Annotated in this window: 23 protein-coding genes; 15 read left to right on the top strand and 8 right to left on the bottom strand. The window is 67.5% G+C overall.

Annotated elements, in window-relative coordinates; translation table 11 throughout:
- Positions 1-191: 191 nt before the first annotated feature.
- From HW466_RS03350 to HW466_RS03335, 4 genes are all read left to right on the top strand, one after another.
- Positions 192-929 (top strand): gluconate 2-dehydrogenase subunit 3 family protein, encoded by a 738-nt coding sequence (locus HW466_RS03350; protein ID WP_151004654.1) that lies wholly within the window; start codon positions 192-194, stop codon positions 927-929.
- A complete protein-coding gene (locus tag HW466_RS03345; protein WP_059507310.1) occupies positions 929-2,707 on the top strand; it encodes a GMC family oxidoreductase in 1,779 nt (592 codons plus the stop codon). The genes HW466_RS03350 and HW466_RS03345 overlap by 1 nt, the downstream gene beginning before the upstream one ends.
- On the top strand, positions 2,704-4,119 hold the full coding sequence (locus HW466_RS03340; RefSeq protein WP_174905403.1) for a c-type cytochrome: 1,416 nt from the start codon (positions 2,704-2,706) through the stop codon (positions 4,117-4,119). Before HW466_RS03345 ends, HW466_RS03340 begins: the two co-directional genes overlap by 4 nt.
- A gap of 214 nt (positions 4,120-4,333) precedes the next feature.
- The gene (locus HW466_RS03335) at positions 4,334-6,055 is read left to right on the top strand and encodes a cation:proton antiporter domain-containing protein (RefSeq protein WP_059507312.1); all 1,722 of its coding nucleotides are present in this window, start codon (positions 4,334-4,336) and stop codon (positions 6,053-6,055) included.
- Positions 6,056-6,187: 132 nt separating this feature from the next.
- Here HW466_RS03335 and HW466_RS03330 read toward each other — a convergent pair whose 3' ends face one another.
- Both HW466_RS03330 and HW466_RS03325 read right to left on the bottom strand, forming a co-directional pair.
- A complete protein-coding gene (locus HW466_RS03330) occupies positions 6,188-8,080 on the bottom strand; it encodes a peptidoglycan D,D-transpeptidase FtsI family protein (RefSeq protein ID WP_151006187.1) in 1,893 nt (630 codons plus the stop codon).
- A 372-nt stretch (positions 8,081-8,452) separates the two neighbouring features.
- Entirely contained in the window at positions 8,453-8,800 is a 348-nt protein-coding gene (locus HW466_RS03325; protein ID WP_059450168.1) for a DUF3564 family protein, read from the bottom strand.
- A gap of 647 nt (positions 8,801-9,447) precedes the next feature.
- Here HW466_RS03325 and HW466_RS03320 point away from each other — a divergent pair.
- Complete coding sequence (locus HW466_RS03320; RefSeq protein ID WP_059507717.1) at positions 9,448-10,659, top strand: SDR family oxidoreductase; 1,212 nt, start codon at positions 9,448-9,450, stop codon at positions 10,657-10,659.
- A gap of 78 nt (positions 10,660-10,737) precedes the next feature.
- Here HW466_RS03320 and hpaR read toward each other — a convergent pair whose 3' ends face one another.
- The gene (gene hpaR, locus HW466_RS03315; protein WP_059450170.1) at positions 10,738-11,178 is read right to left on the bottom strand and encodes a homoprotocatechuate degradation operon regulator HpaR; all 441 of its coding nucleotides are present in this window, start codon (positions 11,176-11,178) and stop codon (positions 10,738-10,740) included.
- Between the two features lie 160 nt (positions 11,179-11,338).
- Between hpaR and HW466_RS03310 the strand changes: the two genes are divergently transcribed.
- From HW466_RS03310 to hpaI, 7 genes are all read left to right on the top strand, one after another.
- Positions 11,339-12,028, top strand: coding sequence for a fumarylacetoacetate hydrolase family protein (locus tag HW466_RS03310; RefSeq protein WP_059507314.1), 690 nt, complete (start codon positions 11,339-11,341; stop codon positions 12,026-12,028).
- The gene (locus tag HW466_RS03305) at positions 12,025-12,789 is read left to right on the top strand and encodes a fumarylacetoacetate hydrolase family protein (RefSeq protein WP_151004192.1); all 765 of its coding nucleotides are present in this window, start codon (positions 12,025-12,027) and stop codon (positions 12,787-12,789) included. The genes HW466_RS03310 and HW466_RS03305 overlap by 4 nt, the downstream gene beginning before the upstream one ends.
- Before the next feature lie 22 nt (positions 12,790-12,811).
- Entirely contained in the window at positions 12,812-14,275 is a 1,464-nt protein-coding gene (gene hpaE / locus HW466_RS03300) for a 5-carboxymethyl-2-hydroxymuconate semialdehyde dehydrogenase (RefSeq protein ID WP_059847477.1), read from the top strand.
- Positions 14,276-14,339: 64 nt separating this feature from the next.
- Positions 14,340-15,188: a 3,4-dihydroxyphenylacetate 2,3-dioxygenase gene (hpaD, locus tag HW466_RS03295; RefSeq protein WP_151004190.1), complete on the top strand. Its 849-nt coding sequence runs from the start codon at positions 14,340-14,342 to the stop codon at positions 15,186-15,188.
- A 29-nt stretch (positions 15,189-15,217) separates the two neighbouring features.
- Positions 15,218-15,610 carry a 5-carboxymethyl-2-hydroxymuconate Delta-isomerase gene (locus HW466_RS03290; RefSeq protein ID WP_059507318.1) on the top strand — a complete coding sequence of 131 codons (393 nt, stop codon included), beginning with the start codon at positions 15,218-15,220 and terminating at the stop codon, positions 15,608-15,610.
- A gap of 20 nt (positions 15,611-15,630) precedes the next feature.
- Positions 15,631-16,434, top strand: coding sequence for a 2-oxo-hept-4-ene-1,7-dioate hydratase (gene hpaH, locus HW466_RS03285; protein ID WP_059793663.1), 804 nt, complete (start codon positions 15,631-15,633; stop codon positions 16,432-16,434).
- A 12-nt stretch (positions 16,435-16,446) separates the two neighbouring features.
- Positions 16,447-17,250, top strand: coding sequence for a 4-hydroxy-2-oxoheptanedioate aldolase (gene hpaI / locus HW466_RS03280; RefSeq protein ID WP_151004188.1), 804 nt, complete (start codon positions 16,447-16,449; stop codon positions 17,248-17,250).
- Between the two features lie 83 nt (positions 17,251-17,333).
- Here the strand turns inward: hpaI and HW466_RS03275 are convergent, their stop codons facing one another.
- The gene (locus tag HW466_RS03275) at positions 17,334-18,125 is read right to left on the bottom strand and encodes an AraC family transcriptional regulator (protein WP_151004186.1); all 792 of its coding nucleotides are present in this window, start codon (positions 18,123-18,125) and stop codon (positions 17,334-17,336) included.
- A 95-nt stretch (positions 18,126-18,220) separates the two neighbouring features.
- Between HW466_RS03275 and HW466_RS03270 the strand changes: the two genes are divergently transcribed.
- Together HW466_RS03270 and HW466_RS03265 are read left to right on the top strand one after the other, a co-directional pair.
- Complete coding sequence (locus HW466_RS03270) at positions 18,221-18,508, top strand: hypothetical protein (RefSeq protein ID WP_060346468.1); 288 nt, start codon at positions 18,221-18,223, stop codon at positions 18,506-18,508.
- On the top strand, positions 18,505-19,467 hold the full coding sequence (locus HW466_RS03265; RefSeq protein WP_151004184.1) for a quinone oxidoreductase family protein: 963 nt from the start codon (positions 18,505-18,507) through the stop codon (positions 19,465-19,467). Before HW466_RS03270 ends, HW466_RS03265 begins: the two co-directional genes overlap by 4 nt.
- A 130-nt stretch (positions 19,468-19,597) precedes the next feature.
- Here the strand turns inward: HW466_RS03265 and HW466_RS03260 are convergent, their stop codons facing one another.
- The 4 genes from HW466_RS03260 to HW466_RS03245 form a co-directional block, all read right to left on the bottom strand.
- The gene (locus HW466_RS03260) at positions 19,598-20,671 is read right to left on the bottom strand and encodes a porin (RefSeq protein ID WP_151004182.1); all 1,074 of its coding nucleotides are present in this window, start codon (positions 20,669-20,671) and stop codon (positions 19,598-19,600) included.
- A gap of 139 nt (positions 20,672-20,810) precedes the next feature.
- Positions 20,811-21,878, bottom strand: a complete 1,068-nt coding sequence (locus tag HW466_RS03255; RefSeq protein ID WP_059450179.1) for an ABC transporter ATP-binding protein — start codon at positions 21,876-21,878, stop codon at positions 20,811-20,813.
- Positions 21,871-23,643 carry an ABC transporter permease gene (locus HW466_RS03250; protein ID WP_059773531.1) on the bottom strand — a complete coding sequence of 591 codons (1,773 nt, stop codon included), beginning with the start codon at positions 23,641-23,643 and terminating at the stop codon, positions 21,871-21,873. The genes HW466_RS03255 and HW466_RS03250 overlap by 8 nt, the downstream gene beginning before the upstream one ends.
- 107 nt (positions 23,644-23,750) lie before the next feature.
- Positions 23,751-24,851, bottom strand: coding sequence for an ABC transporter substrate-binding protein (locus HW466_RS03245; protein ID WP_059507327.1), 1,101 nt, complete (start codon positions 24,849-24,851; stop codon positions 23,751-23,753).
- Between the two features lie 125 nt (positions 24,852-24,976).
- Between HW466_RS03245 and HW466_RS03240 the strand changes: the two genes are divergently transcribed.
- Positions 24,977-25,651 carry a response regulator gene (locus HW466_RS03240; RefSeq protein WP_151004180.1) on the top strand — a complete coding sequence of 225 codons (675 nt, stop codon included), beginning with the start codon at positions 24,977-24,979 and terminating at the stop codon, positions 25,649-25,651.
- Positions 25,652-25,678: the final 27 nt, after the last annotated feature.

The raw sequence follows: 25,678 nt of genomic DNA, 5'->3' as shown, positions 1-25,678 counted from the left end.
GCCGGAACGGGCGCGCCGCGCGGCTGCATGACGGTGCCGCCGCGCAATGCGCGGCGCGCGCCCGCATCGAGTTGTGCGCAACACCGCAAGAACAGGACGGCCAGCCGCGCGCGGCATGGCTGCCGGGCCGGGCATGTCGCATGCGGCATGCGCGTCCCCGGACCACGCTCCCCAACGATCACCATCCGACCATGTCCACGCCACCCGACAAACCCAATTCGCGTCGCCGCTTCCTGCGCACGTCGGTCGCGCTCGTGCCGATCGCGTCGGTCGCCGGTTGCGACCTGCGCTCGTCGTCGTCCTCGACCACGGCCGGCAATGCTTCCCCCGCGTCGACCGGCGCCGAACGCGCGCCGTACAAGCCGACCTTCTTCGACGCGAAGGAGTGGGCGTTCGTCCAGGCCGCCGTCGACCGGCTGATCCCGGCCGACGCCGAAGGCCCGGGCGCGCTCGAATCCGGCGTGCCCGAATTCATCGACCGCCAGATGGAAACGCCATACGCACACGGCGCGACGTGGTACATGCAGGGCCCGTTCCAGCAGGGCGTGCCCGAGCTCGGCTACCAGCTCAAGCTCGTGCCGCGCGACATCTACCGGCTCGGCATCGCGGCGGTCAACCGCTATTGCGAAAAGGCGCACGGCAAGGCGTTCGCCGATCTCGACGCGCCCACTCGCGACACCGTGCTCGGCGCGCTGGAAAAAGGCGGTGCGCAGATCGACGACGTGCCGTCCGCCGTGTTCTTCGGGCAGTTGCTGCAGAACACGCGCGAAGGCTACTTCTGCGATCCAGTGCATGGCGGCAATCGCGACATGGCCGCGTGGAAGATGATCGGCTTTCCGGGCGCGCGCGCGGACTTCATGGATTTCGTGAACCAGAACGGCAAGCCGTATCCGTACGGCCCGGTCTCGATCAACGGGGAGCGCAGCTGATGGCAGCGGAAAAGAAGCCGCACGTCGATGCGGTGATCGTCGGTTTCGGCTGGACCGGCGCGATTCTCGCGAAGGAACTCACCGAAGCGGGCCTGAACGTCGTCGCGCTTGAGCGCGGCGAGTATCGCGACACGTACCCGGACGGCGCGTATCCGAACACGATCGACGAGCTGACCTACAACGTGCGCAAGAAGCTGTTCCTCGACCTGTCGAAGACGACCGTGTCGATCCGTCACGGCGTGCAGGACACCGCGCTGCCGTACCGGCAGCTCGCGGCGTTCCTGCCGGGCGAGGGCGTCGGCGGCGCGGGGCTGCACTGGTCGGGCGTGCATTTCCGGATCACACCGGAAGAGTTGCGCCTGCGCAGCCACTATGAAGAGCGCTACGGCAAGAAGTTCATCCCCGAAGGGATGACGATCCAGGATACGGGCGTCACGTACGACGAGCTCGAGCCGTATTTCGACTTCGCCGAGAAAGTGTTCGGCACGTCGGGGCAGGCATACAAGGTCGGCGGCAAGGTGGTCGGCGACGGCAACGTGTTCGAGGCGAATCGCAGCGACAACTTCCCGTTGCCCGCGCAGCTCAACACGTATTCGGCGCAACGCTTCTTCGATGCGGCAAAGTCGCTCGGGCTGCATCCGTACCGGCTGCCGTCGGCGAACACGTCGGGGCCTTACACCAACCCGTACGGCGTGCAGATGGGGCCGTGCAACTTCTGCGGCTACTGCAGCGGCTACGCGTGCTACATGTACTCGAAGGCGTCGCCGAACCTGAACATCCTGCCCGCGCTCAAGCAGGTGCCGAACTTCGAGTTGCGCTCGAAGTGCCACGTGCTGCGCGTGGACCTCGACGACACGAAGAAGCGCGCGACGGGCGTCACCTACGTCGACCCGGCCGGCCGCGAAGTGCATCAGCCGGCCGATCTCGTGATCGTCGCGGCGTTCCAGTATCACAACGTGCACCTGCTGCTGCTCTCGGGCATCGGCAAGCCGTACGACCCGATCTCGGGCGAAGGTGTCGTGGGCCGCAATTTCGCGTACCAGAACCTGTCGACGATCAAGGCGTTCTTCGACAAGGACACCTTCACGAACCCGTTCATCGGCGCGGGCGGCAACGGCGTCGCGGTGGACGACTTCAACGCGGACAACTTCGACCATGGCCCGCTCGGCTTCGTCGGCGGTTCGCCGCTGTGGGTGAACCAGGCCGGCGTGAAGCCGATCAGCGGCATCGCGACGCCGCCGGGCACGCCGCAGTGGGGATCGGCGTGGAAGAAGGCCGTGAAGGACAACTACGCGCATACGATCTCGATGGACGCGCACGGCACGAACATGTCGTACCGCGATGTCTATCTCGATCTCGATCCGACCTATCGCGATTCGTACGGCCAGCCGCTGTTGCGGATGACCTTCGACTGGAAGGACAACGACATCAGGATGGCGCAGTACGTGACCGGCCAGATGAAGAAGATCGCGGAGGCGATGGGCCCGAAGGCGATCGGCGTGTCGACGCGCGAGTTCGGCAAGCACTTCGATTCGCGCGCGTACCAGACGACGCACCTGGTCGGCGGCGCGATCATGGGCACCGATCCGAAGACGAGCGTGCTCAATCGCTACCTGCAATGCTGGGACGTGCACAACGTGTTCGTGATGGGCGCGTCGGCGCTGCCGCAGGGCATCGGCTACAACCCGACCGGGATCGTCGCGGCGCTGGCCTACTGGTCCGCGCGTGCGATCCGCGAGCAATACCTGAAAAACCCCGCTCCGCTGGTGACCGCATGATGAGGACAGTGAACCACCACCACGCCGCGCGCCGAATTTCCCCGCTGCGGCGCGCACTGGCGACCGGCGCGGCATGGGCGGCGTTCGGTCTCGCGGGCGGCGCGGCCTTCGCGCAGCCGGCGGCGGCTTCGGGCGCGACGGCGGCACCGGCCGCACAGTCGGCCGACGCCAATCTCGTGAAGCGCGGCGAATATCTTGCCCGCGCAGGCGACTGCATCGCGTGCCACACCGCGAGCGGCGGCAAGCCGTTCGCGGGCGGGCTGAAGTTCGACACGCCGATCGGCGCGATCTATTCGACCAACATCACGCCGGACGCGAAGACGGGCCTCGGCGGCTGGACGCTCGACGACTTCACCCGCGCGGTGCGCGAGGGTGTCCGCAAGAACGGCGACACGATGTATCCGGCAATGCCGTACCCGTCGTACGCGCGCCTGAGCGACGACGACGTGAAGGCGCTGTACGCGTACTTCATGCACGGTGTCGCGCCGGTCGAACGCGAGAACCGCAACGTCGACATCGTGTGGCCGCTGTCGATGCGCTGGCCGCTGACGTTCTGGCGCAAGATGTTCGCGCCGGCGCCGAAGCCGTTCGACGGGGCGTCGTACACCGATCCGGTGGTCGCACGCGGCGCGTATCTCGTACAGGGTCTCGGCCATTGCGGCGCGTGCCACACGCCGCGCGCGGCGACGATGCAGGAGCGTGCGCTGACCGATGCGGGCGGGCTCGATTTCCTGGCCGGCGGCGCGGCGATCGACGGCTGGGTGCCGACGAGCCTGCGCGGCGAGCCGCGCACCGGGCTCGGCACGTGGAGCGAATCCGAGATCGTGCAGTTCCTGAAGACCGGCCGCACGCTGCGCACGGCCGCGTTCGGCGGGATGACGGACGTGGTCGGCCACAGCATGCAGCACATGACCGACGACGACCTGAGCGCGATCGCACGCTACCTGAAGACGCTGCCGCCGCGCGTGCAGGGCGAGCAGCCGCACGTGTACGATGCGGCCGCGGCGAAGGCGCTGCAGGCGGGCGATGCGAGCAAGCCGGGCGCCGCCGTCTATCGTGACAACTGCATGGCGTGCCATCGCAGCGACGGCCACGGTTACACGCGCGTGTTCCCGGCGCTCGCCGGCAACCCGGTCGTGCAGGGAGAGGATCCGACGTCGCTGATCCACGTCGTGCTGGAAGGCAGCGCACTGCAGGGCACGCACACCGCGCCGTCGACCTTCACGATGCCGCCGTTCGGCTGGCGCCTGTCGGACCAGGAAGTCGCGGACGTGTCGAATTTCGTGCGCACGAGCTGGGGCAATACGGGCGCGGCGATCACGGCCGCGCAGGTCGCGAAGGTGCGCAAGAGCACGCCGTCGACGCGGCCGGAACCGCCGCCCGGCGCGCGGTTCCCGCAGGCATCGCGCTGACGCACGCCACCCGCGACGCAGCGCGGGGCCGTTCGATCGGCCTGCGTCGCGCCGTCGCCCGGCTTCCGGGGCGCGTTCCCGCTGCGCCGGGGTGCTACCCCGCGATGGCGGGCATCGCGTGAATTTTTCGCGCTGGCCCGCCATTTTTCCATCTCATCCCTTATCCTTTCATTCTTGAACCTTACTAAATAGTTACAAGAACTCGGGAGGGAGGATGCCTCATGACGTCAGCCTGATTGCGTTGCTCGCGGCCGGTTTCGGTCTCGCGATGATTTTCGGTTACCTCGCGTCGCTGCTGAAAATGCCGCCGCTGGTCGGCTATCTGCTCGCCGGGATCGTGATCGGCCCTGGTACGCCCGGTTTCGTCGGCGACCTGTCGCTCGCGCAGCAGCTCGCCGAAGTCGGCGTGATGCTGCTGATGTTCGGCGTCGGCCTGCATTTCTCGCTCGGCGATCTGCTCGCGGTGCGCAAGATCGCGCTGCCGGGCGCCATCGTCCAGATTACCGTCGCGACGCTGCTCGGCGGCGGGCTTGCGCTCACCTGGGGCTGGAGCCTCGGTGCGGCGCTCGTGTTCGGCCTCGCGCTGTCGGTCGCGAGCACGGTCGTGCTGTTGCGGGCGCTCGAGGGGCGCGGTCTCGTCGAGACGGTGAACGGGCGCATCGCGGTCGGCTGGCTCGTCGTCGAGGATCTCGTGATGGTGCTCGTGCTCGTGCTGCTGCCGCCCGTCGCGGGGCTGCTCGGCGGCACGCCGCCCGGCGATGCGCATGCGGCAGGCGGCAGCGTGTGGGGCACGCTCGGCGTCACGATGCTGAAGGTCGCCGCGTTCATCGCGCTGATGCTCGTGGTCGGCAAGCGCGTGTTCCCGCGCATCCTGTGGCTCGTCGCGCGCACCGGCTCGCGCGAGCTGTTCACGTTGTGCATGATCGCCGCGGCGGTCGGCATCGCGTTCGGCGCGGCGAAGCTGTTCGACGTGTCGTTCGCGCTCGGCGCGTTCTTCGCCGGGATGATGATGCGCGAGTCGGAGTTCAGCCGGCGCGCGGCCGACGAGACGCTGCCGCTGCGCGACGCGTTCTCGGTGCTCTTCTTCATTTCGGTCGGGATGCTGTTCGACCCGAAAGTGCTGCTCGCCGAGCCGCTGCACGTGATCGAAGTCGCGGCGATCGTGCTGATCGGCAAGACACTCGCGGCGGTCGCGCTCGTGATCGCGTTCCGTTATCCGCTGAACACCGCGCTGACGGTCGGCGCGGGCCTCGCGCAGATCGGCGAGTTCTCGTTCATTCTCGCGGGGCTCGGCCGTGCGCTCGGGTTGCTGTCGGCCGAAGGGCAGAGCCTGATTCTCGCGGTCGCGCTGATCTCGATCGCGATGAACACGCTGCTGTTCGCGATGATCGATCCGGCGCTCGCATGGATCCGCAAGCATTCGGCGTTCGCGCGCAAGCTCGAGGCACGCGACGATCCGCTCGCCGCGCTGCCGATGTCGACGCCGCAGACGCACCTGACCGGGCAGGTCGTGATCGTCGGCTACGGCAAGGTCGGCACGCGGATCGCGCATGCGCTGGACGAGCGCGGGATCGCGTATGTCGTCGTCGAACAGAACCGCGAACTCGTCGAGAAGCTGCGCGCGGACGGCATCGCCGCCGTGTCGGGCGACGCGATCGAGCCGATCGTGCTCGTGCAGGCGCATATCGCGCGCGCCGGCATGCTGGTCGTCACGCTGCCGGACGTATTCGATGTGCGGCAGATCGTCGAGATCTCGCGCACGCTGAACCCGATGCTCGAGGTCGTGCTGTGCACGAACAGCAGCGACGAGGCCGCATTGCTGTCGAGCGAGGGCGTCGGCACCGTGTTCATGGGCGAGAGCGAACTGGCGCGCGGGATGACCGAGCACGTGCTCGGCAGGATGGTGAAGCCGGTCGCGGCCGCGCACGCGCACTGACACGGTCGCGCGGCCGCGTTCGCGCGGACAACCGGGATTGCGACGGCGGCGGGAAACGGGCCTGGGGGAATTCGATGCGGCGAACGAGCGACTCGTTCGCCGCGCGAGGCGTCGAGTGCACGCGGGCAGGCTTCAGCCTGCCGCCGCCTTCGCCGGTACGGCCGCGCCGGGTTGCGCGGCCGTTTTTACGGGGGGCGATGTCTTTTGCGCGGCCGCCGTCTTCGGTTGCGCCGCGGCTGGCGGCGTCGCCACCGTCTTCTGCGGCGCCGCTTTCACCGGCGCATTCGGCGTCGCCTCGACCGGTGCGTCGGGCGGCACGCCGAGCAACTGCAGCGAGCCGCTCGTGACCGACGAGAATACCGGGCCGGCCACCGTGCCGCCGTAATATCCCTTGCCGCGCGGCTCGTCGATCATCACCGCGACGATCAGGCGCGGGTTGCTCATCGGCGCCATCCCCGCGAACAGCGCGCGGTACTTGCCCTTCGCATAGGTCGCGCCGACCTGCTTGCGCGCCGTGCCCGTCTTGCCGCCGATCCGGTAACCGTCGACGCGCGCGCGGCGCCCCGTGCCGCCTTCGCCCACGGCCGACTCGAGCATCGCGCGGATCGCGGCGGCCGTTTGCGGCGAGGTCACGCGATGGCCGCGATGGGCGTCGACCGTTTGCGGATCGGAGCCATTTTTCAGCAGCGACACCGGGTGCAGCGTGCCGTCGCCGGCATACGCGGTGTAGGTCTGCGCGATCTGCAGCAGCGACATCGACAGCCCGTAGCCGTACGCCATCGTCGCCTGCTCGATCGGCCGCCAGCGCTTGTAGCCGCGCAGGCGGCCGGACGCGACGCCCGGGAACGTCAGCTCCGGCGCGCGGCCGATCCCGTATTCCTGGTACTTGTTCCAGATCGTTTCGGCGGGCAGGTTCAGCGCGAGTTTCGCGAGCGCGACGTTGCTCGACTTCTGCAGCGCCTGGGAGACGGTCAGCGATCCGTGGTTCGATGTGTCGTGGATCACGGCCGGGCCGATCTTGTAGGTGCCGGGAGACGTGTTGATGATCGTGTTCGGCGTGACCTTGCGTTCGTCGATCGACAGCGCGACCACGAGCGGCTTGATGGTCGAACCCGGTTCGAACGTGTCGACCACCGCGCGGTTGCGCAACTGCTGGCCCGTCAGCCGCGCGCGATCGTTCGGATCGAAGGTCGGGTAGTTCGCGAGCGCGAGGATTTCGCCGTTTTGCGCGTCGAGTACGACCACGCTGCCGGCCACCGCGTTGTTCTCGAGCACCGCGGCCTTGAGCTGGCTGAATGCGAGTTGCTGGATCCGCCGGTCGATCGTCAGTTCGATCGTCGCGCCGTGCTGCGCGGGCACGAGCGGACGCGTGTCGGACACGATGCGGCCCAGTCGGTCGCGGATCACCTCGCGCTGCCCGGAGGTGCCCGAGAGCCGCCCGTTCGCCGCGAGCTCGACGCCTTCCTGGCCCTTGTCCTCGACGTTGGTGAAGCCGACCACGTGCGCGGCCGATTCGCCCTCCGGATAGAAGCGTTTCGAGTCGGCGATCTGCGTGATGCCGTCGATATCGAGCTTGTCGAGCCGGCTCGCGGTGTCGGCGTCGATCTGGCGCTTGAGCAGCACGAACGTCCGGTCGTTGCGCAGGCGGCGCTTCACTTCCGCGAGCGGCATGTCGAGCAGCTTCGCGATCTGCGGATAGTCGACTTCGGCGACCTGTTTCGGGTTCGCCCAGATTTCATAGGTCGACAGGCTGACCGCGAGGATCGCGCCATTGCGGTCGACGATGCGCCCACGCATCGCGTCGAGCTCGATCGTGCGCTGATAGCGCTTCTGGCCTTGCCCGACATAGAAATCCTGGTTCGCGACCTGCACCCAGAACGCGCGTCCGATCAGCGCGGCGAATCCGAGGGACACCATGATCACGACCAGCTTCGAACGCCACATCGGCAGGCGCGACGCGAGCATCGGATGCTTGGTCGCGGCGGCGTACGGATCGGCGGGGTGGGTCTTCTTTTTCACGCTCATGCAAGGGCCGGGTCGGGCCGCCGGGCGGCGGCGAGTCAGTCTGAATAATGCGATTGTAATAAATGAGTAAACATCATGTGGGGAAAGTGTGTTTCGGCCCCGTAAAAGTTTCGTATTCCGCAGGGGTAAAGGCGAGGGCGCGGCGAAATGACGGTGGGTCCTTCGGTGCTGCCGAGGACCGGGGCGAGAGGAGTAAGCGCGCCGTTACCTGCTGCCGCGCGTCGATTAACCCGTCCCCGATTAATTCCGCGACAGGAAAATAAAAAGCGCCTCGACGAGAGGCGCCCTTATTGATGAATATCGAAATGAATATCGCGGAAACAGGAATTAATCCGGAAACTGCAGATGATTGCCCGTCAAAAATACCTGCCGTTATCGTGCGACGGAAATAAATTCATGATATTCCGGTTCGACGGTGGAGCGATCGATTGCCTGCAGGCGCCACGCGCCGTCCGGGTGCTCGCCGGCCAGCACCGCCGGGCCCTGTTCGCGCTGCGTCGCACTGAACGACAGGCCCTTCAACTGGCACACGGCATTCCCGCTGTCGGCCGCGCAGAGGGCCATCGCGCCTTCCACGTCGCGCACCTTGCCCCAGCTCGGAAGATCGATCCCCTGGTGTGCCTCGCGTGACCACAGCCCCTCGTCGGTATCGACCCATAGCACCGCGAAGGAGTGACGGGTTGTGGACTCGCTGCCATTAATCCGAATAGTGAGGCGCATTGGATCGTCTCCTGAAGAAAATCACACGTTCGACCGTTTTGGTTTGACCAGTCTAGATAGACTGCGGTGAAACGCAAGTGATAATCCGCAATAAATCTGAATTGCGCCTATAGGCGTTTCCCGATGAAACGACGTCTGACGATCCGCCGCGATCGTGACGTACCGCGCAAGCCCCCGCGCAGCATGAGCCGCGCGCCGCGACGAGACTCCGGCGTGTCCCGGACATGAGATGACCCCGAGAGGCCCGCGGCGAAGTGTCGCGCCGAAGCGAAGGCTCGGCGCGCACAGGCAGTCCTGCAATGGAAGCCCCCGCTGCTGCGGATCCGCCGTTTCAACGATCTGGCCGCCTGGTCGCCGCGACACACTCCGACATTCGCGTACAAATCGTCACACTTTCACGAAACTTTCAGGACAGACTTGTGCGCGATCGGGCCCCACACTTGGATTTTCCCGATCCTGCGCCGTGGACGCCCGTCCGTGGCAGGCCGCCGCCCTCTCGTGCCAGAGATGCGATCGACGCGATCGCGGGCCGCGGCCCGATCGGGATTGCCGGGGCGCGCGTCGGCCCCGGTTCGGCCGACAGCCGCGCGCCGCCCCGCGATCCGGGGCGGCCGCGCCGTCCGGCCGATTCTTCGAAGGAGACTATCGTGCTGATCTGGAAAACCGCGTTGTCGCTCAACTGGCGCACGAGCCTCGTGTCGCCCGCCAGCGCACCGGTCGCGGCGGCCAACGTCGGACGGCTGGTACTCACCGGCGCCACCGGCTTCATCGGCAGCACCGTACTGACGGCGCTCGTCAACGCAGGGCTGCTCGAGCGCATCGTGTGCGTCGTGCGTGCGGAGAATCGCGGCCACGCGGTCGCGCGATTGCGTGAAGCGGCACTACGGGCCGGGCTCACGCCGTATTGGGCATCGCGTCTCGGCGACGCGAACGTCGCCGTCGGCGCGCTCGGCGACGTGTGGCAACGCACCGACGCGTCGCGTCTCGCCGGCGCGACGCACGTGATCCATTGCGCGGGTCATGCGTCGCCGGCCGACGGCGCGCACCTGCAGGCGGACATCGCCGATTCGCTGCGCTTTGCCGAGCGGTTCGCGCACGCGCCGCAGCTGCAGCGTTTCGTGTACGTCGGCACCGCCTACGCGCACGCGGGGCGCGGCGGGGTCGTGTACGAGGAGACGGCGGGCGCGTCGGGGAGCGATGCGGCGCAGGGCGACGGCGGGTTGCACGGCGCGGTGCTCGCGGCGGGCTACCTGCAAGCGAAGGCGGAAACGGAGCAGCGTCTGCGCGCGCTCGGGCTGCCGCTCGTGGTCGTGCGTCCGTCGCATGTCGTCGGTCACACGGTGCTCGGCACGCGGCCCGCACCGAATTCGTTCTGGACGTTCCGCGTCGCCCATGCCGCGCGGCGCTTCACCGCGCGGCCGATGACGCGCATCGACATCGTGTCGGTCGACGACGTCGCGCGCGCGACGATGCTGCTCGCCGTGAAGCCGACGCTGATGCACGACGTGTATCACGTGTCGGCCGGCGAGGACGCGCCGCAGGTCGCGCAGATCGTGCGCGCGATGGACGAGGCGGCCGGCATGACGGGTGCGCCGCGCTACGCGGCCTGCGCGCCGGCCGATCTGCCGCTCGTGGTGCGCGACGTGCTCGGGCGCTCGGATCCGGCGCTCGAACGCGTGATCGGCCGGGCGTTGCAGCGTTGCGCGGAGTTCGCGATGGTCGATCGCGTGTTCGACAATCGCCGCGTGCGCGACGAAATCGATTTCGAGCCGCTGCCGTTCATCGATTACGTCGAGGAATGCATGCGCACGTCGCGCGGTGTCGCGGTGACGGAACTGATGCGTGGCGCGCTGCACTGACGGCCCGCGCGATTCGGGGCCTGCCGGCGCCCGGCGCGCGGTTCGCCGCTGCGCGCGGCGGTTCGGGGACGGCACACCCTACGATGTGCTGCCGAGTTCGATCAGCCGGTCGAGCGCCCGGTAGATGTCGTCCAGGCCGTCCGGGCCGAAACGTGCTTCGAGCTGACGATACTGCTCGTCGATACGCGGGCCGATTTCGGTCACCAGCTTCCTGCTTTGCGGCGTCAGGCTTACCAGCAGCCGGCGCTGATCTTCCTGCGCGCGCGTGCGCGTGATCAGCCCGTCGCGTTCCATCCGCTCCAGCACGCCCGTGAGGCTCGGACTCAGGATGCAGCAGCGGCGTGCGATCTGTCCCGCCTCGAGCGCATACGTCGGCTCGCCGTCGAGCACGCGGATGATCCGCCATTGCTGTTCGGTCAGCGCGAATTCCTTGAGAATGGGGCGGAACAGGCCCATCAGCGTTTCGCGGGCCTCGAGCAGCAGCATGGCCAGGTTGCGATGGTCGAGCGTACGGTTCATCGGGTTGGGTAGCGGTGCAAAGGACGGGGACGCATCAATCTTAACAGCCGACGGTGATGAATTTCGCGTATCAGGGTAATCGAGGTTGCGGGCAGTCGATTGTTTACTTAAGATATTAAGTATCAGTGATGCGCCGCGACGCGCGGCAGGGGAATGACGCATGGAGCTGTCTTGCAGGACCGCCGCGGCGCCGCCGCTGCCGGTCGCGATCGGTACCGTCTACGGTGCGCTGCTCAACGAGCGCGCTGCACTTGCCGCGCTCGGCGACGCCGTGCACGCGCCGCCTTACGGCCGCCCGCCGCAGGCCCCGGTCCTTTACATCAAACCGGCCAACACGCATGCGGCCGACGGCGCGGCCGTCGTGGTGCCGGCGGGCATCGACGCGCTGGAGATCGGCGCATCGGTGGCCGTCGTGTTCTCGCGGCGCGCGACGCGCGTGCCGGCCGCGCATGCGCTCGACTACGTGCACGGCTTCACGCTCGCAAGCGACGTGTCGGTCCCGCATCCCGATTACTACCGTCCGGCCGTGCGCTTCAAATGTCGCGACGGTTTCTGCCCGCTGGGCCCGGCAATCGTGCCGGCCGCCGCGCTCGGCGACATCGACGCGATCGCCCTGACGGTGCGGATCGACGGCAGCACCGCGGTGTCCGCATCGACAGCCACGCTGATCCGCCCGGTGCGCGAGTTGATCGCCGACGTGACGGCGTTCATGTCGTTCGACGCGGGCGACGTGCTGCTGCTCGGCGTCGCCGGTGGCGCCCCGCGCGCCCGCGCGGGAAGCAGGGTCGAGATTGCCGCTGCCGGCATCGGCACGTTGCGGCATACGCTGATCGCGGAGGACGCACGATGAAGACGGCGCGCGTGATCTACAACGGCGCACTGCATGCGGCCGAACCGGCCGGCAACGGTGCGATCCGCCTCGACACGGGGCGCATGCTTGCCGAGGAGGCTGTGACGTGGCTGCCGCCCGTCGCGCCGCGCACCACGTTCGCGCTCGGCCTCAATTACGCGGACCACGCGAAGGAACTCGCGTTCAACGCACCGAGTGAGCCGCTGATCTTCCTGAAGGGACCGAATACGTTCATCGGCCATCGGTCGCACACCGTGCGCCCGGCGGACGCGACACACATGCATTACGAGTGCGAGCTGGCCGTCGTGATCGGCCGCCCGGCGCGCAACGTGAGCCGCGCGCAGGCAATCGACTACGTCGCCGGCTACACGGTCGCGAACGACTACGCGATCCGCGATTACCTCGAAAACTACTACCGGCCGAACCTGCGCGTGAAGAACCGCGACACCTGCACGCCGCTCGGCCCGTGGTTCGTCAGCCGGGACGAGGTCGACGATGCCGGCGACCTCACGCTGCGCACGACGGTGAACGGCCGCGAGACGCAGCGCGGCAGCACGCGCGACATGATCTTCGACGTCCCCGCGCTGATCGAGCACATCAGCGGTTTCATGACCCTCTCGCCCGGCGACGTGATCCTGACCGGCACGCCGGAAGGGCTGGCCGACACGAAGCCGGGCGACGAGGTCGTGACCGAGATCGAAGGGATCGGCCGGCTCGTGAACACCATCGTCGGCGAAGCAGACTACTATCGCGCCGGCTGAGCCCGTCGCCCAAGGAGAGCAGATGACCATCAAGCACTGGATCGACGGCCGCGAAGTGGCAAGCCGCGAGACCTTCACGACACTGAATCCCGCGACGGGCGACGTGATCACCGACGTCGCGTCGGGCGGCGAGGCCGAGGTCGACGCGGCCGTGCGAGCGGCGAAGGAAGCGTTCCCGAAATGGGCGAACACGCCCGCCAGGGAGCGCGCGAAGCTCATGCGCAAGCTCGGCGAGCTGATCGAGAAGAACGTGCCGATGCTCGCCGCGCTCGAAACGCAGGACACAGGCCTGCCGATCGCGCAGACGAGCAAGCAGCTGATTCCGCGCGCGTCCGAGAACTTCAACTTCTTCGCGGAAGTGTGCGTGCAGATGAACGGGCGCACGTATCCGGTCGACGACCAGATGCTGAACTACACGCTGTACCAGCCGGTGGGCGTGTGCGCGCTGGTGTCGCCGTGGAACGTGCCGTTCATGACCGCGACGTGGAAGACGGCACCGTGCCTCGCGCTCGGCAACACGGCCGTGCTGAAGATGTCGGAGCTGTCGCCGCTGACGGCCGACCAGCTCGGCCGGCTCGCGCTCGAGGCCGGCATTCCGCCGGGCGTGCTGAACGTCGTGCAAGGCTACGGTGCGACCGCCGGCGACGCGCTGGTGCGCCATCCGGACGTGCGCGCGGTGTCGTTTACGGGCGGCACGGTCACGGGCAAGCGCATCATGGAGCGCGCCGGCCTGAAGAAGTATTCGATGGAGCTTGGCGGCAAGTCGCCGGTGCTGGTTTTCGACGATGCGGATTTCGACCGCGCGCTCGACGCATCGCTGTTCACGATCTTCTCGATCAACGGCGAGCGGTGCACGGCGGGCTCGCGAATCTTCGTGCAGCGCACGATCTACGATCGCTTCGTGCAGGAATTCGCGCGTCGCGCGAACAACCTGGTGGTCGGCGACCCGTCCGATCCGGCGACGCAGCTCGGCGCGATGATCACGCGCCAGCACTGGGAGAAAGTGACCGGCTATATCCGGATCGGCGAGCAGGAAGGCGCGCATGTGGTGGCAGGCGGCGCGGACAAGCCGGCCGGTCTCGCCGATCATCTGCGCAACGGCAACTTCGTGCGCCCGACCGTGTTCGCGGACGTCGACAACCGGATGCGCATCGCGCAAGAGGAAATCTTCGGGCCGGTCGCGTGCCTGATTCCGTTCGAGAACGAGGAAGAAGGGCTGCGGCTTGCGAACGACACGTCGTACGGGCTCGCGTCGTACATCTGGACGCAGGACGTCGGCAAGGTGCATCGCCTCGCGCGCGGCATCGAGGCCGGGATGGTGTTCGTCAACAGCCAGAACGTGCGCGACCTGCGCCAGCCGTTCGGCGGTGTGAAGGAATCGGGCACCGGGCGCGAGGGCGGCGAGTACAGCTTCGAGGTGTTCGCGGAAATCAAGAACGTGTGCATCTCGATGGGTTCGCATCATATTCCCCGCTGGGGCGTGTAATGGGCGCGGGTCGTTGCGGCGCGGGAACGCGGCCGGAACGCCAGAACGATACGGAGACTTAACGATGGGCAAACTGTCCCTCGCCGCGAAGATCACGCACGTGCCGTCGATGTACCTGTCGGAGTTGCCCGGCCGGCATCATGGCTGCCGCGAAGCGGCGATCCGCGGCCATCGATTGATCGGCGAACGCTGCCGCGCGCTCGGCGTCGACACGATCGTCGTGTCGGACGTGCACTGGCTCGTGAACGCCGGCTATCACGTGAACTGCAACGCGCGGTTCGCGGGCACGTACACCAGCAACGAGCTGCCGCATTTCATCCGCGACATGCAGTACGCGTATCCGGGCAACCCGGTGCTCGGGCGCCTGATTGCCGAGACGGCCAGCGCGCGCGGCATCGCGACGCGCGCGCACGAAATCGACAGCCTCGAACTCGAATACGGCACGCTCGTGCCGATGCGCTACATGAACGGCGACCAGCACTTCAAGGTCGTGTCGATCGCGGGCTGGTGCATGTGGCACACGCTCGACGAAAGCAGGCGCTTCGGCGAGGCGCTGCTCGAGGCCATCGGCAAGAGCGATTCGAACGTCGCGTTCCTCGCGAGCGGTTCGCTGTCGCACCGCTTCAACGACAACGGCAGCCCCGAGGAGTCGATCCACGAGATCAGCCGCGAATTCTTTCGCCAGGTCGACCTGCGTGTAGTCGAGCTGTGGAAGCAAGGCGATTTCAGGACCTTCTGCGCGATGCTGCCCGAGTACAACACGCATTGCCACGGCGAAGGCGGCATGCACGACACCGCGATGCTGCTCGGCCTGCTCGGCTGGGATCGATACGACAAGCCCGTCGAGATCGTCACCGACTATTTCGCGAGCTCGGGCACCGGGCAGATCAACGCGATCTTCCCGCTCGCCTGAGCGCCGCATCACCTGTCCGGAGTATTGCCATGCCACACATCGTCGTCGAGTACACCGCGAATATCCGCGACGACGCGCGCATCCCCGCGCTGCTGCACACGATCAACGCGACGCTCATCGCGCAGGGCGGCGTGTTTCCGACGGGCGGCATCCGCTCGCGCGCGATCGAGCTGCAGGATTACTGCGTCGCCGACGGCAGCGAAGACGACGCGTTCGTCCACGTGACGCTGAAGATCGGCGCGGGCCGCAGCGACGAGACGAAGAAGGCCGCGTGCGACGCGCTGTTCGACGCGATCAAGACGCATTTCGCGGAGCTGTATGCGAAGCGTTACCTCGCGTTGTCGATGGAGCTGACCGAGTTCAGTGAAAGCGGCTCGTACAAGCACAACAACATTCACGCCCGCTACAAGCGGGCCGGCTGAACCTCATTCCCCCCCCGATCATGCTCGAACCTGCCATCATCGACCAGCTCGCGCGGCGTCTGCACGACGCGGAGCGCGAACGCAAGCAGATCCGCCAGATCTCGCTCGACCATCCCGACATCACGATCGACGACGCGTACGCCATCCAGCGCGCGTGGGTGACCCTCAAGCTCGCGGAAGGCCGCACGCTCAAGGGGCACAAGATCGGCCTCACGTCGAAGGCGATGCAGAACACGTCGCAGATCGACGAGCCCGATTACGGCGCGCTGCTCGACGACATGTTCTTCGACGACGGCGGCACGATTCCGACCGCGCGCTTCATCGTGCCGCGCGTGGAAGTCGAACTCGCGTTCGTGCTCGGCAAGCGGCTCACGGGCCCGGATTGCACGATCTTCGACGTGTACGACGCCGTGGATTACGTTGTGCCCGCGCTCGAGATCATCGACGCGCGCAGCCAGTCGATCGATCCCGATACGAAGCGGCCGCGCAAGGTGTTCGACACGATCGCCGACAACGCGGCGAACGCCGGCGTCGTGATTGGCGGCCGGCCGGTGCGGCCGCGGGACGTCGACCTGCGCTGGGTCGCGGCGATCATGTCGCGCAACGGCGTGGTCGAGGAAACGGGCGTCGCGGCGGGTGTGCTGAACCATCCGGCCAATGGCGTCGCATGGCTCGCCAATCGGCTGTCGCGCTTCGACGTCGCGCTGGAACCGGGGCAGATCGTGCTCGGCGGATCGTTTACGCGGCCGTGCGCGGCGCGTCCGGGCGACACGTTCAGCGTCGACTACGGCCCGCTCGGCACGATCCAGTGTCATTTCGAATGAGGTGAGCGAACGATGCGGATTCCGTCGAATGTCTTCAAGGCCGCGCTCGCGCGCGGCGACGCGCAGGTCGGGCTGTGGCTCGGCCTGGCGAGTCCGTACAGCGCCGAAGTGGTCGCGGGCGCCGGTTTCGACTGGCTGCTGATCGACGGCGAACATGCGCCGAACACGGTGCCGACCATACTCGCGCAGTTGCAGGCGATCGCGCCGTATCCGTCGCATCCGGTCGTGCGCGTGCCGTGGAACGATCCCGTGATCATCAAGCAGGTGCTCGATCTCGGCGCGCAGACACTGCTCGTGCCGATGGTGCAGAGCGCCGACGAGGCGCGCGCGGCGGTGGCCGCGACGCGTTATCCGCCGCACGGCATTCGCGGGGTCGGCAGTGCGTTGGCGCGTGCGTCGCGGTGGAATCGGGTTGGCGACTACCTGCATCGCGCGAACGACGAGATGGCGGTGCTCGTGCAGGTCGAGACGCGCGCCGGGCTCGATGCGATCGACGCGATTGCGCGAATCGACGGCGTCGACGGCGTATTCATCGGGCCGGCCGATCTCGCGGCCGACCTCGGACATCTCGGCAATCCCGCGCATCCGGACGTGCAGGCGGCGATCGACGGCGCGATCCGGGCGATCAAGGCGGCCGGGAAGGCACCGGGCATTCTCAGCGCGGACGAGGCCGCGGCGCGGCGGTATCTCGAAGCCGGTGCGCTGTTTGTCGCGGTGGGCGTCGATACGACGCTGCTGGCGAGAAGTGCGGAGTGGCTGGCGGCGCGGTTCAACGGGAAGAACGACGCGGGGAAGGAGGGCGGAGGGACGTATTGAGCCAGGCGGCGGCGCGCAGCGGACGTCGGCCCGGCGAGCGCTCGCTTGCCGTCGTGCGCGGCCGTGCGCGAGGATGGCCGCGTCTATTCCGCCGTATGTGGTCCCGCCTGCATGTATCTTCCCGGCGTCGTCCCCAGCGCACGCCGGAACATGTCGATGAACGCGCTGACGTTGTCGTATCCGAGATCGAGCGCGATCGTCGTCACCGGCACGCCGTCGGCGATTTTCTCGAGCGCCCGCAGCAGCCGGGCCTGCTGACGCCACTGCGCGAACGTCAGCCCGGTTTCCGCAACGAAGCGGCGGCTCATCGTTCGTGCGCCGATACCGGCCCATTCCGCCCATTCCTCCAGCCGCCGGTTGTCCGCCAGATCCGCGGCGAGCGCATCCGTGATCTTCACGAGCCGCGGATCCCGCGGCCGCACCAGCCCTAGCGCTTCGGCTTCCGATGCCGCGATTTCATCGAGAATCACGTCGGCAATTCGCGTTTGCGCGGCCGTCAACGCGGTATCGCCCCAGCTTGCCGCGCGTAGCACGGCTTCGCGCAGCAGCGGCGATGCGCGAATCGCGCGGGGCGTCGGCGGCAGCGCCGCGCAGCGCGCTTCGGCGACGAACGCCGACCAGCCGGAAATCGGCCCGAACGAGCGCAGCGAATGCCGGTAATGCGGCGGAATCCAGATCGCATGGATCGCCGGCACGACCCAGTCCTGGTCGTCGAGGCCGATCGTCACCAAGCCGCTCGACGCGCCCACGAGCTGGCCGCGCGCATGCGCGTGCGATGGCGTCACGCGCGGATCGCGTTGGGACAGGACGGCGGCGACGAGGAACGGGCCGTCGTCGGACGTGACGAATCGGGCGGGCAGGAGCGGATCGGACATGGCCGGATATCGGTATCGATTGGCCGTTATACCGGAGATTGGCCGAAATCGCACGCCTACACTGCGTGCATCGACGTCAACCGGAGTGACAGGCCATGCGAGCCGAACAGATTCTTCCCGACCATGCCGACCGGATCGAGGCCGGCGCAACGACGATCCGCAAGGGCACCGTGGGCGCGTTCCTCGTCAATGCGCGCGTGCTGACCGACCCGGGCGCATCGCCCGCCGAGCGCGCAACGGCCGAAGCCGATCTCGTCGACGCGTTGCCTGCGTTACGCGCGATCGGTTTGTTCGAACTGCTCGAGGTGCGCGACCCGGCGCTGCGCGCATGGATCGACGCACGGCCTGCGGCGGCAGCCGCCCATGCGAGGAAATCGACATGAAGGCCGCAGTCGTGACGGGCGTCGGCGAGCGTCCCGCTTACATGACGTTCGACGCGCCGCGAGCAATGGCCGGCCATCGGCTGATCCGGGTGAGCGCATCCGCGCTGAGCCGACTCGCTCAGGGACGCGCGGCGGGCACGCATTATTCGGCCGGCACGGGCTATCCGTTCGTCGCCGGCGTGGATGGTGTCGGGTATGGCCATGACGGTCAGCGTGTGTACTTCTTCGGCGCGCCGGCGCCGTTCGGCGCAATGGCGGAGTGCACGATCGTGCCCGACGCGTTGTGCGTGCCACTGCCGGACGACCTCGACGACGTCACGGCCGCGGCGATCGCGATTCCGGGCATGTCCTCGTGGGCGGCGCTGACCGAACGTGCGCGGCTCGTGGCGGGCGAGACGGTGCTCGTCAACGGCGCGACGGGCACGTCCGGGCGGCTGGCCGTACGGATTGCGAAGCATCTCGGTGCGGCGAAGGTTATCGCGACGGGCCGCAACGCGGTCGCGCTGGACGCGTTGCTGAATGCCGGCGCGGACGCCGTCGTGTCGCTGCAGCAGGACGATGCGCATCTGGCGCGGACGCTCGAACCGCATTTCCGCGCGCGCGTGGACGTCGTCCTCGATTATGTGTGGGGCGCCAGTGCGCAGGCGCTGCTGATTGCCGCCGCGAAGGCGACACCCGACGGCCGCCGGCTGCGCTTCGTGCAGATCGGCTCGATCGGCGGCGCGAACGTGGCGTTGCCCGGTGCCGTACTGCGCGCCACCGCGATCGAACTGATGGGTAGCGGGCTCGGCAGCGTGTCGCTGCCGCGTTTGCTGGCGTCGGTGCGCGGCGTGTTCGGCGCGACGCGAGCGGCGGGTCTCGCGATCGAGACGCGTATCGTGCCGCTTTCAGCGGTCGCCGAACACTGGGGCGATGCGGACAGCTCGGTGCGGCCGGTGTTCACGATGCGCAGCGACTGAGCGGCGATCGGCTTGATGCCTGGAACGGCGCGGGGCCACCCGCGGCAACGGCCGGCTGCCCGTGATCGTTGCTCATGGCATTGCGCGGCAGGTGGGCGGCCGACCGCCGCCCGCCTGCCCGGGCACCGGATCAGAACCGCTGCTGAATCCCCGCCGTCACGCCGACCTGCGTGGTGCCGTACCCGGCGAAATCCCGCGACACGCCGACCTTCTGGTCATGCTTCGCGATCGCGAACGCGCCGGCCGCGTACAGCACCGTGCGCTTCGACAGCGCGTAGTTCGCGCGCATCGACACCAGCGTCGGATCCGCATCGCTGCCGCCCTTGACGTTCTGGTGATAGACAGCGGCGATCAGCGAGAACGCCGGCGTGAACTGGTACGATCCGCCGACCCAGTACGTGTCGCTCAACTGGTTCGCCGCCGTGGTGCGAAACGTGCGCTTGTAGTTGCGATAGCCGGCCATCGTCTTCAGGTTGCCGAAGTCGTAGCTCAAGCCCGCGTGGACGCCCTGGATGTAGTTGACGGTATCGGCCGGCGTGACGCTGTCGGCCGCGCCGTTCTGCCGGTCGAACGTGAGCACCGCCGCGAACGGCCCGGTCTCGTAACCGAGCGCGAAGTCGTATTTCGAGCTGGTCTTCACGCTGCCCGGCACGTTGCCGAAGCCGTACATCGCACCGAACTTCACGCCGCTGAATTCCCCGTCGTAGCGCACCGCGTTCGACGAGCGCGTAAACATGCCGTCCTTGCGTCCACCCGTCGCCATCGACGACGTCGCCCACGAGTAGTTCTGCGCATAGCCCATCGGATCGAACGGCAGCATGTAGTCGTACGTGACGGTGTAGTTGCGGCCGAGCGTCAGCTCGCCCCATTTGCCCTTCAGGCCGACCGTCGCGCGGCGCGCGAAGATCGAGTCGGGGCCGTCGTCGAACGCACCGTTCGCGAGATCGATGCCGCTTTCGAGGCGGAACACGGCCTTCAGCCCGCCGCCGAGATCCTCGACGCCACGCAGGCCCCAGCGCGACGTGTTCTTGTTGCCCGACTTCAGCTTGACGGAGCTGCCGCCCTCCGGTGCCGCATGGTTCGTGTATTCGATGCCGGCATCCATGATCCCGTACATCGTGACCGACGACTGCGCGTGCACGGCAGGGGCCGCGATGCAGGCCGCGGCGGTCGAGCTGGTGAGGACTGCTGCGCGAAATTTCATTGACGGTGTCTCCTGATTTGTTGTGGGTTGGGTGAAACGGTTTTGATGTGATTGCAGGCAGCGCCGGAATGCGTGCGCTGGACCCGCGTGTCATTGCGTTGCCAGCCGGGCGCGGCGCGCGGAGCACGCCGCGCCGGGGTCAGCCCGCCTTCGCGAACGCCCAGCAGTCGTTGGTCGGGAATTCGATCCAGTGCTTGCCGGCCGCGCGCGGCACGTGGCCGAACGCGCGCAGGCGCATCTCGCCGCAATGGAACAGGTATTCCCAGCGATCGCCGAGATACATCGACGTGACGAGATCGGCCTGCAGCCGGTTCGCGCCCGGGCCGTCGGCGACCTGCACGCGTTCCAGGCGGATCACGGCCTGCGCATCCTGGCCCGGCGCGAACGTGTCGCGCGCCAGCGCCTGCAGCTCCCAGCCGTCGCCGGCGAGCGTCACGCGTTCGCCGTCGACGGCCGCGACACGCGCATCGATCCGGTTGTTGCTGCCCATGAATTCGGCCGTGTACAGCGAGCGCGGCGCGCCATACAGCTCGGCGGGCGTGCCTTCCTGCTCGATGCGGCCGTTGCGCAGCAGCAGGATGCGGTCGGACATCGCCATCGCTTCGGTCTGGTCGTGCGTCACGCACAGCGCCGACAGCCCGAGCGACACGATCAGCTCGCGCAGCCACGCACGCGCTTCCTCGCGCAGCTTCGCGTCGAGGTTCGACAGCGGCTCGTCGAGCAGGATCACCGGCGGGTTGTAGACGAGCGCGCGCGCGATCGCGACGCGCTGCTGCTGGCCACCCGACAACTGATGCGGAAAGCGTTCGGCGAGATGGCCGAGGCCGAGCTGGTCGAGCGCGGTCTGCACGCGGCGTTTCTGCTCGGCAGGCGCGACGCGGCGCAGCTTCAGGCCGTAGCCGACGTTGTCCGCGACGGTGCGGTGCGGCCACAGCGCGTAAGACTGGAACACGAGGCCGAGCGAACGCTGTTCGACCGGCAGGTCGACGTGCCGGGCGCCGTCGAAGAACACGCGGTCGTCGAGCTGGATGCGCCCGTCGGACGGCTGTTCGAGGCCGGCCACCGCGCGCAGCAGCGTGGTCTTGCCGCTGCCCGATGCGCCGAGCAGGCACACGACTTCGCCGGCCTTCAGTTCGAACGACACGCCCTTGAGGATCGGGTTCGCGCCGTAGCTGAGATGCAGGTCGTCGACGATGAGCTTATCCATGAAGTTTCACTCCGAAGCGCAGGGCCACGCCGAGACCGGCGCCGACCATCGCGATGTTGATGACAGAGAGCGCGGCCACCTGGTCGACGGCGCCGGTCGCCCACAGCGACACGAGCAGCGCGCCGATCACTTCGGTGCCGGGCGACAGCAGGTAGACGGCGGTCGAGTATTCGCGCTCGAAGATCATGAAGATCAGCAGCCACGCGGCAAGCAGGCCGAAGCGCACGAGCGGCAGCGTCACGTCGAGCGACACGCGGCTGCGCGTCGCGCCGACGCTGCGGCCGGCTTCCTCGAGTTCGGGGCCGACCTGCAGCAGTGCGCTCTGAATGAGCCGCATCCCGTATGCGAGCCACACGACCGTGTACGCGATCCAGATGCTCCACATCGAGTTCTTCAGCTCGCGCAGGCCGGGGACGAACAGGAAGATCCACAGGAAGGCGAGACCGGCGAGCAGGCCGGGCACCGCGCGCGGCAGCAGCACGAGGTAGTCGAGCAGTTTCGTCGCCCAGTCGTGGCGGCGGTGGCCGGCGAATGCGACGAGCGAGTAGAAGCCGATCGCGAGCGCGCCGCCGATCACGCCGATGCCGAGCGTGTTGACGATCGCGCGCACGAGGTTGTCCTGCTCGAACAGCTCGATGAAGTTCGACAGCGTCAGCACTTCGGCGAGCGCGACGCCTTCGCCCCAGTTCGTCACGAATGCGCGCAGCACGATGCCGGAAATCGGCACGATCACCGTCAGCGTCAGCCACAGCGCGACGATCGCGAGCGCGACCCAGCGCCAGGCGCCGAGCGGCAGCACCGTCGCGCGGCCGGCCTTGCCCTTCACCGTGACGAAACGGTTCGCGGTCTTCAGCAGGCGGCGCTGCAGCAGCACGAGCGGGAAGGTGATCGCGACGATGCACACCGCAACCGCGGCCATCAGGTGATACGACGGCACGCCGAGCTTGTTGGTCAGCTTGTACAGGTAGGTCGCGAGCACGAGATGGCCTTCCGGATCGCCGAGCACGAGCGGCAGCCCGAACACCTCGAACCCGAGGAAGAACACGAGCACGCCGGCGAACAGCAGCGCGGGCATGGTCATCGGCAGGCTCACGTCGAGCGCGACGCGGAACGGGCGGGCACCGGTCACGCGCGCGGCTTCCTCGACGTCCGAGCCGAGGTTGCGCAGCGCGGCCGACGAGTACAGGTACACGTGCGGCACGTGCGTGAGGCCGACGATCACCGTGATCGCGAAGATCGAATACACGTTCCAGGGCACGTTCTGCACCCCGAACAGTTCCTTGAACCACACCGAGTAGAAGCCGACCGGGCCGGCCGCGACCACGTAGCCGAATGCAAGCACCATCGGCGACACGAACACGGGCGTGAGCAGCAACGGTTCGAGCCAGCGGCGGCCGGGCAGGTCGGTGCGGACCATCAGGAACGCGAGAATGCCGCCGAGCGGGATCGAGATGAACAGCATCCCGCCGGCGATGATGAACGAGTTCTTCACGGCCGACCAGAAGTCCGGGTCGGTGAAGATGAAGCGGAAGCCTTCGATGCCGAGCGTCTTGTTCGCGTCGAAGAACGGCGCGGACAGCAGGCTCTGGAACAGGATGAAGCCGAGCGGCAGCGCGACCGCGACGGTGAGCACCGCGACGACGATCCAGCGCAGCATGCCGGCGAGCGGCTGCAGGCCGTTGGCCGGCAGCGCGGGAATCGCGCCACCCGGGCCGGTGGTGGGCGGAACGGCCGGCGCCGTTCCGCGTGTGCTGGTTGAAAGCATGAGTTCACCCCTGCGGCCATCCGGATGGCCGCCTCTAGGAAGTCGGTAAGGGGAAGGGCCGCCCGCGCGATGCGCGGCGGGCGGCCCGTGGTCAGCGGCTCAGCGGCTCAGCGCTTGATTGCCTGCTGCCACTGCTTCAGGAACGCAAGCCGCTTCGACTGGTCGAGGTAGACGAGCAGCCCGGTGCCGATCTGGATCGGCTTCAGCGAATCGCCGAGCTCCTTCGAGAGGCTCGCGGCCGACGTTTCGCCGGTCACGTCCGCGCGAATTGCGTACAGGTTCGCCTGGTTCGCGATCAGCGTCTGGCCGCGCTGCGACAGCAGGTAGTCGACCCAAAGCTTCGCGGCGTTCGGATTCTTCGCCTTCTTCGAGATCGTGGCCAGGCGGCTCACGACTTGTGTGTAGTCCTTCGGAAACACGTAGCCGATCGACTTGTCCTTCTTCGCCTTCGCGTACGCATACGAGCCGATGATGTTGTAGCCGATCAGGTTCTCGCCGGACGAAATGCGCTCCATCATCGCGCCGGTGCTCGACTGCAGCTTCGGACCGGTCGCGCCGATCGCTTTCACCAGCTCCCACGTGACCTTCTCGTTCACGTGCGCGTCCTGCGTCAGGTAGTTGAAGCCGACGCCCGACTTCTCGATGTCGTAGGTCGTGACCTTGCCCTTGAACTTGTCGGCTTGCGTGGTGAGCAGCTTGATCAGGTCGGCGCGCGTCTTCGGCACCTCGTTCTCGGGAATCAGGCGCTTGTTGTAGACGATCGCGAGCGGCTCGAACGTCGTGCCGTATGCCTGCTTCTGGTATTGCGCCCACTGCGGCACGTGCGCGCTTTCGGGCGAATCGTACGATGCCATCAGGCCGTCGTTGACGAGCTTGACCTGCAGGTCCATCGCCGAGCTCCACAGCACGTCGGCACTCGTGCTGCTCGCCGCGTTCTCGCTGATGTAGCGGTTGTACAGCTCGGTGCTGTTCATGTCGTTGTACTCGACCTTCACGCCGTACAGGCTTTCGAAGTCCTTGATCAGCGGGCGCACGAGGCCCGTGTCGGTCGTCGAGTAGACGATCAGCTTGCCTTCCTTCTTCGCGGCGTCGACGACACCTTGGTAGTTACCCGGATATCCGGCCGGAACCTGCGCGACGGCGCCGCCGGCGGCGGTGCCCAGGACGATCGCCAGCGCGGCGGCGAGCTGCTTCGGTGCAAACGGCATGTCTTCCTCCAGTGATGCGTGTGTGTTGTTCGAGTGACGCGGATGTTAATTGCGGGGCACTTTCAGCCTGCTTTCATTTCGGTTCACAATAGCGTCCTTTGTGTCATGGATTTCCCGAGGTCCCCATGCGTGTGCTGCTCGTCGAAGACAACCCGAACCTGGCGCAGTCGCTGAACGACGCGCTGAGCGCCGCGCGTTTCGCGGTCGATCACATGGTGGACGGGGAGGCGGCGGATCACGTGCTGCGCACGCAGGACTACGCGCTGGTGATCCTCGATCTCGGGCTGCCGAAGCTCGACGGGCTCGAGGTGCTGCGCCGGTTGCGCGCGCGCCGCAATCCGGTGCCGGTGCTGATCCTCACCGCGCACGGGTCGGTCGAGGACCGCGTGAAAGGCCTCGATCTCGGCGCCGACGACTATCTCGCGAAGCCGTTCGAGCTGACCGAGCTGGAGGCGCGCGCCCGCGCGCTGATCCGGCGCAGCCTCGGCCACGAGCATTCGCGGGTCGAATGCGGGCCGCTTTCGTATGACAGTATCGACCGCAGCTTCCACCTCGCCGGCGAAGCGCTGCCGCTCACGCCGCGCGAGCGCTCGGTTCTGGAGGTGCTGATCCTGCGCAACGGCCGCGCGATCAACAAGGAGACGCTGTCGGAGAAGATCTTCGGGCTCGACGAGTCGGTCAACGCGGACGCGATCGAGATCTACGTGTATCGGCTGCGCAAGAAACTGGAGAACACCGGCGTCGCGATCGTCACGCTGCGCGGGCTCGGCTATCTGCTCGAAGCGAAGGCGGCCGGATGAACCGGCCTCGCGCTCACTGTCCCCGCA

This window comes from Burkholderia territorii, assembly GCF_902833055.1.
GTDB lineage: Bacteria > Pseudomonadota > Gammaproteobacteria > Burkholderiales > Burkholderiaceae > Burkholderia > Burkholderia territorii.
Note: the sequence above shows the minus strand (reverse complement) of the source record. Positions and strands in the feature narration are given on the sequence as shown.